Origin of the sequence: Loktanella gaetbuli (assembly GCF_020531945.1) — a bacterium.
Classification (GTDB): domain Bacteria; phylum Pseudomonadota; class Alphaproteobacteria; order Rhodobacterales; family Rhodobacteraceae; genus Loktanella; species Loktanella gaetbuli.
In genome coordinates, this window is record NZ_JAJATZ010000001.1 from 483,511 (window position 1) to 496,265 (window position 12,755).

Annotated in this window: 12 protein-coding genes; 7 read left to right on the forward strand and 5 right to left on the reverse strand. The window is 63.3% G+C overall.

Going from position 1 to position 12,755, the window contains the following annotated elements; translation table 11 throughout:
* The 6 genes from lptF to rsmA are packed head-to-tail and all read left to right on the forward strand — an operon-like array spanning position 1 to position 7,410.
* Positions 1-1,125 (forward strand): LPS export ABC transporter permease LptF, encoded by a 1,125-nt coding sequence (gene lptF, locus LGQ03_RS02425; RefSeq protein WP_226747093.1) that lies wholly within the window; start codon positions 1-3, stop codon positions 1,123-1,125.
* Positions 1,122-2,216 (forward strand): LPS export ABC transporter permease LptG, encoded by a 1,095-nt coding sequence (lptG, locus tag LGQ03_RS02430; RefSeq protein ID WP_226747094.1) that lies wholly within the window; start codon positions 1,122-1,124, stop codon positions 2,214-2,216. Before lptF ends, lptG begins: the two co-directional genes overlap by 4 nt.
* Complete coding sequence (locus tag LGQ03_RS02435) at positions 2,213-4,318, forward strand: LPS-assembly protein LptD (RefSeq protein WP_226747095.1); 2,106 nt, start codon at positions 2,213-2,215, stop codon at positions 4,316-4,318. Before lptG ends, LGQ03_RS02435 begins: the two co-directional genes overlap by 4 nt.
* Before the next feature lie 27 nt (positions 4,319-4,345).
* Entirely contained in the window at positions 4,346-5,551 is a 1,206-nt protein-coding gene (locus LGQ03_RS02440; protein ID WP_226747096.1) for a peptidylprolyl isomerase, read from the forward strand.
* Positions 5,548-6,522, forward strand: a complete 975-nt coding sequence (pdxA, locus tag LGQ03_RS02445; RefSeq protein WP_226747097.1) for a 4-hydroxythreonine-4-phosphate dehydrogenase PdxA — start codon at positions 5,548-5,550, stop codon at positions 6,520-6,522. Before LGQ03_RS02440 ends, pdxA begins: the two co-directional genes overlap by 4 nt.
* 48 nt (positions 6,523-6,570) lie before the next feature.
* Positions 6,571-7,410 carry a 16S rRNA (adenine(1518)-N(6)/adenine(1519)-N(6))-dimethyltransferase RsmA gene (gene rsmA / locus LGQ03_RS02450; RefSeq protein WP_226747098.1) on the forward strand — a complete coding sequence of 280 codons (840 nt, stop codon included), beginning with the start codon at positions 6,571-6,573 and terminating at the stop codon, positions 7,408-7,410.
* Between the two features lie 22 nt (positions 7,411-7,432).
* Here rsmA and LGQ03_RS02455 read toward each other — a convergent pair whose 3' ends face one another.
* From LGQ03_RS02455 to LGQ03_RS02475, 5 genes are all read right to left on the reverse strand, one after another.
* Entirely contained in the window at positions 7,433-8,020 is a 588-nt protein-coding gene (locus LGQ03_RS02455) for a DUF4167 domain-containing protein (RefSeq protein ID WP_090159503.1), read from the reverse strand.
* 194 nt (positions 8,021-8,214) lie between these two features.
* Positions 8,215-9,063 (reverse strand): peptide chain release factor N(5)-glutamine methyltransferase, encoded by an 849-nt coding sequence (gene prmC / locus LGQ03_RS02460; RefSeq protein ID WP_226747099.1) that lies wholly within the window; start codon positions 9,061-9,063, stop codon positions 8,215-8,217.
* Positions 9,060-10,121: a peptide chain release factor 1 gene (gene prfA / locus LGQ03_RS02465; RefSeq protein ID WP_226747100.1), complete on the reverse strand. Its 1,062-nt coding sequence runs from the start codon at positions 10,119-10,121 to the stop codon at positions 9,060-9,062. Before prfA ends, prmC begins: the two co-directional genes overlap by 4 nt.
* A gap of 31 nt (positions 10,122-10,152) precedes the next feature.
* Positions 10,153-10,614 carry a DUF1499 domain-containing protein gene (locus LGQ03_RS02470; RefSeq protein ID WP_226747101.1) on the reverse strand — a complete coding sequence of 154 codons (462 nt, stop codon included), beginning with the start codon at positions 10,612-10,614 and terminating at the stop codon, positions 10,153-10,155.
* 78 nt (positions 10,615-10,692) lie between these two features.
* A complete protein-coding gene (locus tag LGQ03_RS02475) occupies positions 10,693-11,844 on the reverse strand; it encodes a M20 aminoacylase family protein (protein WP_226747102.1) in 1,152 nt (383 codons plus the stop codon).
* 60 nt (positions 11,845-11,904) lie between these two features.
* On the opposite strand from LGQ03_RS02475, the gene mazG reads away from it, so the two are divergent.
* Positions 11,905-12,723 (forward strand): nucleoside triphosphate pyrophosphohydrolase, encoded by an 819-nt coding sequence (mazG, locus tag LGQ03_RS02480; protein WP_226747103.1) that lies wholly within the window; start codon positions 11,905-11,907, stop codon positions 12,721-12,723.
* Positions 12,724-12,755 lie beyond the last annotated feature (32 nt).

Genomic DNA, 12,755 nt, shown 5'->3' on the forward strand with positions numbered 1-12,755 from the left:
TTGGGACGGATCGACCGATATCTGCTGAGACAGCTCGTGCTGGTCTTCAACTTCTTTGGCCTGGTGCTGGTGATGGTCTATTGGATCAACGCAGCGGTGCGCCTGTTCGACCAGTTGATCGCGGATGGCCAGTCGGCCTCGGTCATCGGTCAGCTGCTGGTGCTGACGCTGCCCAACGTGATCCGCGCTGTGGTGCCGATCGCCGCATTTGCCGCCGCCATCTATGTCACGAACCGTCTGTCGCAGGATTCCGAACTGGTCGTGATCCAGGCGACCGGGTTTTCGGGCCGCAGGCTGGCGCGACCGTTCATCTATTTCGGGCTGATGGTCTTTGTCGGCATGTCGCTGCTGGTGCATGTGCTGACCCCGCTTTCGGCGGCTGTGCTGAACGACAGGCAGGCGGAAATCGCACGTTCCGTGACCGCCCGTATTCTGGCCGAAGGCCAGTTCATCGAACCCGCGACGGGCATCACCATCTATATCCGCGACATCGCCCCCAACGGGGAATTGCGCGACGTGATGCTGTCGGACATGCGCGATGCGGATACCAGCGTGACCTATACAGCTAGCCGCGCCTATCTGGTCAACACCGGAGACACCACGCAACTGGTCATGGTCGACGGCATGGCACAGACGCTGCGTGCCGACACCCAGCGCCTGTTCGTCACCGAATTCGCGGATTTTTCCTATGGCATCGGTGATCTGATCACCACCGGGGACCCCGGCCCCCGTAACCTGCGCCAGATCACCAGCCAGGAACTGTGGACCGACACCGCAGCCGTGGCCACGGAAACCGACACCACACAGGCCAGCGTCATGGCCGAATTTCACGACCGTAACAGCCAGGCACTGTTCGGGATCGTGGGGGCGCTGTTGGGCTATGCCACGCTGATGCTGGGCAGTTTCAGCCGGTTCGGGGTATGGCCGCAGATCATCCTCGCCGTGGTGCTGCTGGTGGTGGTCAAGGCGCTGGAAACCATCGGGCTGGATGCGGCGCAGACATCGGCGGCGCATTGGCCGCTGGCCTATCTGGCGGTGGGGGTCGGCCTACTGATCGTTGCCGTGCTCTTGTTCATCGCGGGGCGTCCCTACCTGTTTCACCGCAAACCGAGACAGGTCGCATGATACTGGATCGCTATTTTGGCTGGCGGTTCGCCCGCGCTTTTGTGACCGTGTTCGGCATCTTTGCGCTGCTCGTGGTGTTCATCGGCATGGCCGACACGCTGCGCCGGTTCGCCGATGACGCGGCAGGATTCGGCCAGATCCTGCGCCTGTCGCTGCTTAGCGCGCCCGAGAGCCTGTATCAGATTCTGCCGCTGATCGTGATCATCGCCGCGATCTCGATGTTTCTAGGCCTTGCGCGTACATCCGAACTGGTGGTCGCCCGTGCTGCCGGACGGGCCGGGCTGCGGTTGCTGGTGGCCCCCTGCATCGTCGCGCTGGCGCTGGGCATCATCGTGGTCACGGTGTTCAATCCGATCGTCGCCGCCACCTCGCGCCAGTACGAGGCCGACGTGGCCGCGATCGAAGGCACCGGATCGGTGCTGGCCTTCAGCGATACGGGGCTTTGGCTGCGACAGGGCAACGCTGCGGGACAGACGGTCATTCACGCCAACGGGGCCGACCTGTCGGGCACCCAATTGTCGGATGTGACGTTTCTGAACTTTGGCCCTGACGGGTTGCCGCAGGCGCGGATCAAGGCAGCGACAGCACAGTTGGCGGACGGCATGTGGCAGTTGACCGATGCCAAATCCTGGCCCCTGTCGGGCGACGGCAACCCCGAGGCGCTGGCCACACTGGCCGTTACCGCCGCAATCCCGTCGTCGCTGACAGCGGATGAAATCCGCAACAGTTTCGGCACGCCCTCCTCGATCCCGATCTGGGAACTGCCTGCCTTTATCGACCGGCTTCAAGCGGCCGGGTTTTCGGCGCAGCGCCACCAGGTGTGGTTCCAGATGGAGCTGTCGCAACCGGTCTTTTTCGTGACCATGCTGCTGACCGGGGCCGGGTTCACCATGCGGCCGCAACGCAGCGGCAAGACGGGTCTGAACGTGATGCTGGCCGTGCTTGTGGCCTTTGGCGTTTATTTCGTGCGCAATTTCGCGCAAATCCTCGGCGACAATGGTGATATTCCCGCAGCCCTCGCGGCCTGGGCACCGACACTTGCGGCGACGGCGCTGGCGCTGGGCCTTTTGCTGGAAAGAGAGGAAGCATGATCCGCGCGCTTGCCCTGATCCTGATGCTGTTGCCGGCCTCCGCCGTGCAGGCACAGATGGCCGCCACGTTGATCGCGGATGATGTGGTGGTCACGCCTGACAACCGCCTGATCGCCAGCGGCAATGTCGAGGCACTGGCCGACGGGACCCGCCTGCGTGCGGACCGGGTGATCTACGATCAGACCAGTGACCGTCTGACCATCGACGGCCCCATCCTGATCACCGGACCTGCGGGCGAAATCCTGACGGCCGATCAGGCCACATTGGACCCGCGTCTGGAAAACGGCCTGCTATTGGGGGCGCGCCTGGTGCTGAACCAGCAGTTGCAACTTGCGGCAGCCCAGATCGACCGCAGCGAGGGTCGGTTCAACCAGCTCTACAAGACGGCGATCACGTCCTGTCAGGTCTGCGGCACCGAGGAACCGCTGTGGTCGATCCGGGCGGAGCGTGTCATTCTGGATGAACAAGAAGCGCAGATCTATCTGACGGCTGCGTCGTTCCGGGTCAAAGGCGTGCCCATCGCGTATCTCCCGCAACTGCGCCTGCCCGCCCCCGACAACGGACGCTCAACGGGCCTGCTGACACCGCGTTTCGTGACCACCGACCGTCTGGGGTTCGGGTTGCGCCTGCCCTATTTCATCACGCTGGGCGATAGCCGTGACCTGACGCTCAGCCCCTATCTTGCGGCCGGGACCCGCACATTGGGCGCACGCTACAGGCAGGCCTTTGGCCGGGGCGGTTTTGAAATCGAGGGCGCATTATCCGATGACGACCTGAACGACGGCGGCCTGCGCGGCTACCTCAATGCGCAAGGGTCGTTTCTGATCGCACCGGACCTGACTCTCAGTTTTGACGTGCAGGACACCTCGGACCAAAGCTATCTGAGTGACTACAATATTTCGGATGCCGACCGGTTGGCCAGCATCGTGGCGCTGACACGGGTCAAGGACGACAGCCTGTTTTCGATTTCGGGCAGCTATTATGAAACGCTGCGCGACGATGAAACCGACGCCACGCTGCCACCTGCGGTGCTGACCGCAGGCTATCTGCGGCAGTTCCAGCTGTCATCGGGTGGTCAATTGACGCTGACCGCCAGCACCGACAGCCTGCTGCGCTATGCCAAGGAAACGACGGATCTGTCGCGCGATCTGTCGCGCGTGGGTCTGGGTCTGGGCTGGACGCAGGCCTGGGTCAGTCCCGGCGGGATTGAGGCACGCGCCACTGCCGCGCTGCGCGCGGACAAGTTCCAGATCGGTGACGGACCCGCCGCGCGTGATGCAGGGTTCAGCCGGGCCGTGCCGTCGGCACAGATCGTCCTGCGCTATCCACTGGTGCGTGACAGTGCAGGCACCCGCAACCTGATCGAACCCGCAATCGCGCTGACCATCTCGGACGCGTTCGGCAAATCACCACCCAACGAGGACAGCACCAGACAAGAGCTGGATGATGCCAACCTGCTGGCAAGTTCGCGTTTTCCGGGTGACGATACCGTCGAAACCGGGGTGCGGCTGGCCGCCGGTGTGACCTGGACACGGCAAGGTGCCGAAGGCATCCAGTCGCGCCTCACCTTTGGTCGTCTGGTCAAGACCCGCGACAATTCGGCCTTTACCGTCACGTCAGGGCTGTCGTCCAAGGCATCGGACTGGCTGGTGGCGGGACAGTTGACGTTGCCGCGCGGGCTGACGCTGGACGGGCGAACCCTGTTCGGGGATGACGGCAGCACGAACATGACGACCGCGCGGGCCTATTGGACAACCGCCGCCGTGCAGCTTGCGGCGGGATATATCTATCAGCGCGCAGATGCCGCGATCGGCCGTCCGGATGCGATTTCGGAATATTCCTTTGACGGGCAGTTTCAGGTTTCTCCGCGTTGGAACGTGGGCTTTGACGCCCGCTACGACATTGCGCAGGACAGCCCCGCACGGGCCGGGATTGGCCTGGGATGGTCCAACGAATGCGTCAATGTCACGCTTTCGGTCTCGCGCCGCTATGCGACTTCCACTACGGTGCAGCCAACGACGGATTACGGGCTGTCGGTCGATCTGCTGGGGTTCGCATCCAATGCAGGTGGCGTCAGTTCCGCGAAACGCTGCGATGCGTAAGATGACACTAGACGGGGGACCGCAACCATGCGCCTGACCACAATCCTGACCAGCCTTGTTCTGGCATGTGCCACGCCCGCAATTGCACAGGACCGGTTTGCGCCGGTCATCACGGTCAACGATGCGGCGATCACCGCCTACGAGCTGGACCAGCGTGCACGGATGCTGCAGTTGTTCCGCACGCCCGGCAATCTGACGGAACTCGCGCGCGAGCAGCTGATCGAAGAACGGCTCAAGGCCGCCGAGCTGGACCGCCGCCGCATTCGCCTGTCGGCCGAAAACCTGGCGACCGAGGTCGACGCCTTTGCCGCGCGGGCCAATCTGACCACCGACCAGTTCATCCAACTGTTGAACCAGAACGGCGTCGACCGTGCGACACTGGAACAATTCGTGGCCATCGGCGTCAGCTGGCGCGACTACATCCGTCTGCGGTTCGGCAATCAGGCCGAAATCTCGGAAGAAGAAGTCCGTCGCGCGATGCGCCAGCCGGGCAGCAACCCCGATGCGATCGAGGTACTGCTGTCGGAAATCATCATTCCTGCACCACCGCCCGAGGCAGCGCGCGCGAATGCCATCGCGAACCAGATCTCGCAAACCCGGTCGACGGCTGTGTTCGAAAACGCGGCGCGCCAGTATTCGGCGCTGCCCAGCCGAAACAACGGTGGCCGCCTGAACTGGCTGCCGCTGTCAAACTATCCCCCCGCACTTCAGGGTCTGCTGGGCAGCCTCGCCCCCGGTGAGGTGACGCAACCGATCCTGATTCCCAACGGTGTGGCCCTGTTCCAGTCGCGTGGCATCCGCGAGGTGCCGCAACCGCGCCCCGCCCCGACTGCGATCGACTATGCGATATTCGGCCTTCCCGGTGGCACGACCGAGGCCGGTCTGGCCGCCGCTCAGTCGTTGGATGCCCGCACCGACACCTGTGACGATCTTTATGGGGCGGCGCGCGGCCTGCCGCAGGATGTGCTGGCACGCCAGACCGTCAGCCCCGACAGCATTCCGCAGGATGTGGCACTGGAACTGGCGCGACTGGATCCGGGCGAGGCATCCTGGAACCTGACCCGTGACAACGGGCAGACCCGCATTTACCTGATGCTGTGTGATCGCACCCTGGCCGGTGCCGAAAACAACGACCCCGAGGCGGTGCGCAACGCGCTGCGCAGCCAGCGTCTGGGTGGATTTGCCGATGCCTTGCTGGCGGATCTGCGGGCCGCGGCCACGATCCGTCCGTGACCGCCAGACCCATCGTCATCAGCTGCGGCGAACCTGCTGGCATCGGACCAGAGGTCGCGGCCAAGGCCTGGGCCGCCCTGGGGCGCGACATGCCGCTGGCCTGGATCGGTGACCCCGCGCATCTGCCCGAGGGCACGCCTGTCAGGGTCATCGCCGATCTGTCAGCGGTGGTCGGTCCCTGCGCCGATGCGCTGCCGGTCCTGGCGCGTGATTTCGGCAGTCCGCGCACCCCGGGCCGCGCCAACCCTGCCCATGCCAAAGGTGTTCTGAACGCGATTGCAGAGGGCGTGACACTTGCCGCAAGCGGTCAGGCGGACGCCATCTGCACGGCGCCGATCCACAAGGCGGCTCTGATCGACGGCGCCGATTTTGCCTATCCGGGCCATACGGAATTTCTATCAGCGCTTGCCGGAGACGTGCCTGTCGTCATGATGCTGGCTTGCGACAGTCTGCGCGTGGTACCTGCCACAATACATATCCCGCTGCGGGCGGTCCCTGCCGCGTTGACCCCGGACCTGCTGCGCGGTGTCATCACCGTCACGCACAGCGGGCTGATCCGCGATTTCGGCATCGCGGATCCGGTCATCGCCGTCGCAGGGCTGAACCCCCACGCAGGCGAGGATGGCAAGATCGGCACCGAAGAGCTGGATTTCATCACCGCCGTGCTGGACGAGATACGCGCTGATGGTATCAAGCTGACGGGCCCACTGCCTGCGGATACCATGTTCCACGCGGCAGCGCGCAAGCACTATGATGCCGCCGTATGCATGTACCACGACCAGGCGCTGATCCCCATCAAGACGATCGACTTCGCGGGCGGCGTGAATGTGACGCTGGGCCTGCCCTTTGTACGGACCTCGCCGGACCACGGCACCGCGTTCGATATCGCAGGCAAGGGTGTGGCTGATCCGACCTCGATGATCGCGGCCTTGCGGATGGCGCGCAGCATGGCCGACGCCCGTGCAATTTGACCCTGCGGGACGCCTGCCGCGGGCGAGTATTTAAGGCAAGATGATACGATGAGCCAGATTGATGGACTGCCACCACTGCGTGACGTGATTGCGCGTCACGGCATCGCGGCCAAGAAATCCCTGGGGCAGAATTTCCTGCTGGACCTGAACCTGACGGCCAAGATTGCCCGTCTGGCCGGTGATCTGACCTGCGCGGATGTGCTGGAAATCGGGCCGGGTCCGGGCGGTCTGACCCGTGGTCTGCTGGCCGAAGGCGCGCGCCGGGTTGTCGCGATCGAGAAGGACAGCCGTTGCATCGCCGCACTGGAAGACATCGCCGCGATCTATCCCGGCCAGTTGCAGATCGTGAACGGTGACGCGCTGGAGGTGGATACCACGGACCTGCTGACCCCGCCGATCAAGATTGCGGCCAACCTGCCCTATAACGTCGGCACGGAACTGCTGGTGCGCTGGTTGACGCCGCCTGCCTGGCCACCGTTCTGGGAGAGTCTGACGCTGATGTTCCAGCGCGAGGTGGCGCAACGTATCGTGGCCGCACCGGGATCCAAGACCTATGGCAGGTTGGCGATCCTGTCCCAATGGCGCACCGATCCCGCGATCGTGCTGGACCTGCCGCCAGAGGCATTCACGCCCGCGCCCAAGGTCAGTTCAGCCGTGGTGCACCTGCGCGCCCTGCCCGCACCGCGCTATCCGGCTGATCCCGATGTCCTGAACCGCGTGGTGGCCACAGCGTTCAACCAGCGGCGCAAGATGCTGCGGTCGGCGCTGAAACCGCTGGGCCCGGATGCAGAGGATCGTTTGAACCACGCAGGGATCAAACCCACGGCGCGGGCCGAGGAAATAGATCTGGAAGGGTTCTGCGCGCTGGCCCGGGCCTATACGGCCTAGGCGCACAGCTCACGTAAAAACGTTATTCGGACGGTGCCGCGTCGGCGCTGCCGTTGTCTTCTGTCGCCTCGGGCTTGGGCTTGGGCTTGCGCGGGGCACGCGGTTTGCGCTTGGGTTTGTCCTGCGCAGGCTGGTCGTCGGATTTCGCCTCTGGCGTATCGACCAGGCCGCTGTCTGCGCTGTCGCTGTCGTCACCGCCATTTGCTGCGTCTTCCTGCGCGCGCAGGCGTTCGTTGCGTTCGCGATCACGTTCGGCCTGGCGCTGGCGGTTCAGCTCTTCTTGTTCGGCGCGTTCCTTGTCGCGTTCGGCTTGACGCTGGCGATTCTGTTCTTCTTGTTCCTCGCGCTGGCGATCGACCTCTTTCTGGGCCTCCGACAACATGCGCGTGTAATGTTCTGCATGCTGGGCGAAATTTTCGGCGTTCACCCGGTCATTGGACAGCTGCGCGTCGCGGTGCAGCTGATTGTATTTGTCGATGATCTGTTGCGGGGTACCGCGTACCTTGCCGTCGGGACCGCTGCTGTCAAAGACGCGGTTGATGAGGCTGCCGCCGGACGGACGGGAGTTGCGGTTCTTATTGTTCCGCGAACGGGACTTCGAAGATCTCATGTGTGAACTCTCAGCAAGCCGGATAGGCTTCGTTACGCTTATCGATCCAGCCGCGCAAAAGCGCGATTTCGGGACCGGGCGGTGTCTGACGACGTACCGGGGGGAATGCTGCGCACTCGTCCCCGCGGTGCCTGTCACAAACCATGTTGTGCCGCGTGTGACAAGCAGATTCGGTGGAAACCGAAGAAAAGCCCTTAATTTCGCGGTTTCCGGCCGAAAATGACACGGTCGCGGCCATCCAGATCACGGTGCACGGCGATTCCCGTCAATCCGGCCGCCGTCATCAGGTCGGACACCGCCTGCGCCTGCGTCGGTCCGATTTCGACCAGCAATGCGCCGCCTCCGGTCAGATGTGCCGGTGCCGCGCGGATGATGGCGCGATAGGCACCCAAGCCGTCACCTTCGTCTGTCAGTGCCATGCGCGGCTCGTACAGGCCCACATCCGGTGCGAGGTCCGCGACCTCGTCCAGGGCGATATAGGGCGGGTTCGATACGATCAGATCAAAGGCCGCACAACTGACCGGCAGCGCCTCGAGCCAGTCGCCATCGTGGAACTGGACCCGGTCGCCCAGTCGCAAATCACCGGCATTGCGCATCGCCACGGCAAGTGCGGCACGGGACAGATCGGTGCCGATACCAAAGGTCCCCGCCCTGCGTTCTGCAAGCAAAGTCAACAAGATACAGCCCGATCCGGTGCCAAGATCCAGCACGCGGGTCCAGGGCAAGGCAAGCGCCTGTGCGATCAGAACCTCGGTCTCGGGGCGCGGGTCCAGCACATCGGGGGTGACGGCGAAACGCCGACCGTAGAACTGGCGCACGCCGGTCAGATGGGACACAGGCACACGCCTGCTGCGCTGGTCGATCAGGTCATCGAACAGGCGCGTCAGGCCGGCTGGTGCCGTATCCGCACCGATCAGCGACAGGCGTGCCGTCTCGACCCCCAGGATGTGGGCCAACAGACGCCGCGCATCGCGCGCGGGGTCGGAAATGCCACCCAAAGTCAGTTTCGCCGTTGCCTGCCGCAGGACCTGATCCCAGGTCATGCCCCATTGCCCATTTCAGCGAGCAATGTCGCCTGCGCATCCGATTGCAGCGCGTCGATCACGGTATCCAGATCGCCCTGCAACACCTGCCCCAGCGCATAGAGCGTGAGGTTGATGCGATGATCCGTCAGGCGACCTTGCGGGAAATTATAGGTGCGAATCCGCTCGGACCTATCGCCCGTGCCCACCATCGCCTTGCGGTCGGCAGACCGGGCACCATCAATGCGCTGGCGTTCGAGGTCGAACAGCCGCGTCCGCAACACCTGCATCGCGATCTCTCGGTTGCGGTGCTGGGATTTTTCGGCGCTGACGACGATGATTCCCGTGGGAATATGGGTGATGCGCACGGCGGAATCCGTGGTGTTCACGTGCTGGCCACCCGCGCCACTGGCGCGCATCGTGTCGATGCGGATATCGCTCGGCGCGATCTGCACATCGACCTCTTCGGCCTCTGGCAGCACGGCCACAGTTGCAGCAGAGGTGTGGATTCGCCCCCCGCTTTCGGTTTCGGGCACGCGCTGCACGCGGTGCACGCCGGATTCGTATTTCATGCGGGCAAAGACACCCTCGCCCGCGATCCGCGCGGTCACTTCCTTGATCCCGCCCAGTTCCGTCTGGCTTTCTTCGAGGATCTCGAATTTCCAGCCGCGCGCCTCGGCATAACGTTGATACATCCGCAACAGGTCGCCCGCGAACAGCGATGCCTCGTCCCCGCCCGTGCCGGGCCGGATTTCCAGCAGCGCCGGGCGTGCATCCGCCGCATCCTTGGGCAAGAGTGCCAGCTGCACATCCTGTTCCGATGTGGCCAGTGCCGCGCGCAGGTCAGGCAATTCCATTTCCGCCAGTTCACGCATTTCGGGGTCCGCCAGCATGGCCTCGGCGTCGGCGATCTGCGTCAGTAGCGACTGGTATTGCTGCACCGTATCGACGACCGGTTTGAGGTCGGCGTATTCCTTGGCCAAGGCCGCGATATCGGCACCGGCCATGTCGCCTGACATCCGCGCCTCCAGAAACTGGAACCGGTCGATAATCTGGGCCATGCGGTCTGTCGGGATCATGCCCGTGAGGTGGCGGGTTTCGCGGCCATCGTCAAGAGAGTGGTACTACGAGATTGCCCATAAGGCTCAGCCAATCGCGCACACGCGCCTGATTCACACCCATGTCACTCTTGCCGAAACGCGACTGCGCGTGGATCACCAGCAGCGGTTCGGCATCGTCGGTGACGGTCACGGTTGTATAGTCGGGATAGCCCATCAGCCGAGAGCGCGTCTCGAAGGTCAGCAGGTTTTCCGCGACACTGCCCGCCACGAGGGTCGTGTCGTCGCGGGTTTCGGACAAGGTGACAAACGCCTGAAGCATTCCCTGCGGCGCGGTCGTTATGAAACGCGCAGCGGTAAAGCTGTTTTCCCCGGTCATGTCCGTGGGTTCGGTCGCGGCAGGTGCCACATGAAACCGCGCCACATCCGTCGGGGACAGCCGCACGTAGGCGGCAAAAGCCAGGACCGCGACAAAGATGACGACCACAATGGCGAGAATAGCAGTTTTCAGCATGGGGTGCCTTTCAGGACGACGGGCCACGGATCTGGCGTTGGCACAGACATAAAGCAGCGAAGCATGTACGCCAAGGCATCAGAGTGGCAAGGCGCGTTCGATCAGCCGCGCAAAGAACGACGCACCATAGGCTGTTGTTTCATCGTTGAAATCGTATTTGGGGTGATGCAGTCCCGCGCTGTCGCCATTGCCGACGAAGAGGTAGGCACCCGGCCGCGCCTGCAGCATATGGGAAAAATCCTCGGCGCCCATCTCGCGCGTGGCATTGGCGTCGCACTTGCTGACCTCTGCCGCGACGCTTGCGGCAAAGGCAGCACAGCCGGGATCATTGATCGTGGCAGGATCACCGTTGCCGTATTCAAGGGTGGCGGTGACACCGAAACTGGCCGCCTGCCCTGTCACGATATCCTGCAGCCGCGTCATCACCATGGCCTGCACCACTGGATCAAAGGTCCGCACGGTGCCGTTGATCATGGCCGTATCGGGAATGACGTTGAACACGGAACCCGCGTGGATCTGCGTCACCGACACCACCAGATCGTCCAGCGCGTAATGGTTGCGGCTGACGATGGTCTGGATCGCCTGCACCATGCTGACAGCAGCACTTATCGGATCGACGGTATCATGCGGCATTGCCGCGTGACCGCCCTTGCCACTGATGTGGATGCTGAATTCATCCACCGCCGCCATGATCGGTCCCGGCGTCGTGTAGAATGCGCCAACCGGAATGCCCGGCGCATTATGCAGGGCGTAAACCTCTGAAATATCAAAGGTGTCAAAGATTCCGGCATCACACATGACCTTGGCCCCTGATCCGCCCTCTTCGGCAGGCTGAAAGATCAATGCGACACGCCCCGCAAAATTGCGCGTCTCGGCCAGATACTTTGCCGCCGCCAGCAGCATCGTCGTATGGCCGTCGTGACCACAGGCATGCATGGCGCCGGCATGGGTGCTGGCGTGATCCAGACCCGTCTCCTCGGCCATTGGCAGGGCGTCCATATCCGCGCGCAGGCCGATGGTGCGCCCGGCACCCTGCCCGTTGATGATGGCCACGATGCCGGTCTCCGCGATGCCCGTGTGCACCTCATCCACGCCGATCTCTGCCAGTCTGTCCGCGACAAAGGCTGCGGTCTGGTACAAATCGAACCGCACCTCGGGGATGCTGTGCAGGTGTCGCCGCCAGATGGTCAGTGTCGGCTGGAAATCGGCGATGGAATTGAGGACGGGCATGGCTGGCACTCTGCGCTGGGGGAACCTACGGTGTTGTCGACCAGAACAAAGGCCCCTGCAATGCCCGACGACAGATTGATCAACGACCCCGACGGCGGAATGCCGCGCCTGCTGGAAATCATGCGCCGCTTGCGTGACCCCGAAACGGGCTGTCCTTGGGACATCGCGCAGGATTTCGCCAGCATCGCGCCCTACACCATCGAGGAAGCCTACGAGGTGGCGGATGCCATCGAACGCAATGCCTGGTCCGAACTGGAAGGCGAACTGGGCGATCTGCTGTTTCAATCCGTGTTCCACGCCCAAATGGCGTCAGAGGCGGGGCATTTCGATTTCGACGACGTGGTGCGCAACATCGCGGACAAGATGGTGGCGCGGCATCCGCATATCTTTGGCGACGAATCACGGGACAAATCCGCCGAACAGCAGACCGTCGACTGGGAACGGGTCAAGGCCGCCGAACGCGGCAATGCCCGCACGCTGGACGGTGTGGCGCTGGGCCTGCCTGCCCTGATGCGCGCCGTCAAACTGCAAAAACGTGCAGCGCGTGTGGGGTTCGACTGGCCCGATACAGCCCAGGTCGTGGACAAGATCGCAGAAGAAGCCGCCGAACTGGTCGAGGCCCGCGACACGCTGACACAGGAAAAGGTGGCCGAGGAATACGGCGACCTGCTGTTTGTCATGGCCAACCTTGGTCGTCATCTGGGCGTCGACCCTGAAGAGGCACTGCGTGCCGCCAACGGAAAATTCACAAGGCGGTTCAACATGATCGAGGATGCTCTTGCGGCAAGTGGACGGACGCCGGGCGACAGTGACCTGGCCGAAATGGACGCGCTATGGGATGCGGCAAAAGTGGCGGAAAGATCCCGAGTAAAAGAATAGGGTATTGACCCGATCAAAAGAGTCGGGTTTAG

What these genes read in the sequence shown, in the direction of transcription:
- LGQ03_RS02455 (WP_090159503.1), bottom strand. Translation starts at nt 8,020, where the DNA reads ATGAGATCTTCGAAGTCCCGTTCGCGGAACAATAAGAACCGCAACTCC.
- prmC (WP_226747099.1), bottom strand. Translation starts at nt 9,063, where the DNA reads ATGACCTGGGATCAGGTCCTGCGGCAGGCAACGGCGAAACTGACTTTG.
- lptG (WP_226747094.1), top strand. Translation starts at nt 1,122, where the DNA reads ATGATACTGGATCGCTATTTTGGCTGGCGGTTCGCCCGCGCTTTTGTG.
- mazG (WP_226747103.1), top strand. Translation starts at nt 11,905, where the DNA reads ATGCCCGACGACAGATTGATCAACGACCCCGACGGCGGAATGCCGCGC.
- prfA (WP_226747100.1), bottom strand. Translation starts at nt 10,121, where the DNA reads ATGATCCCGACAGACCGCATGGCCCAGATTATCGACCGGTTCCAGTTT.
- rsmA (WP_226747098.1), top strand. Translation starts at nt 6,571, where the DNA reads ATGAGCCAGATTGATGGACTGCCACCACTGCGTGACGTGATTGCGCGT.
- LGQ03_RS02470 (WP_226747101.1), bottom strand. Translation starts at nt 10,614, where the DNA reads ATGCTGAAAACTGCTATTCTCGCCATTGTGGTCGTCATCTTTGTCGCG.
- LGQ03_RS02475 (WP_226747102.1), bottom strand. Translation starts at nt 11,844, where the DNA reads ATGCCCGTCCTCAATTCCATCGCCGATTTCCAGCCGACACTGACCATC.
- LGQ03_RS02435 (WP_226747095.1), top strand. Translation starts at nt 2,213, where the DNA reads ATGATCCGCGCGCTTGCCCTGATCCTGATGCTGTTGCCGGCCTCCGCC.
- LGQ03_RS02440 (WP_226747096.1), top strand. Translation starts at nt 4,346, where the DNA reads ATGCGCCTGACCACAATCCTGACCAGCCTTGTTCTGGCATGTGCCACG.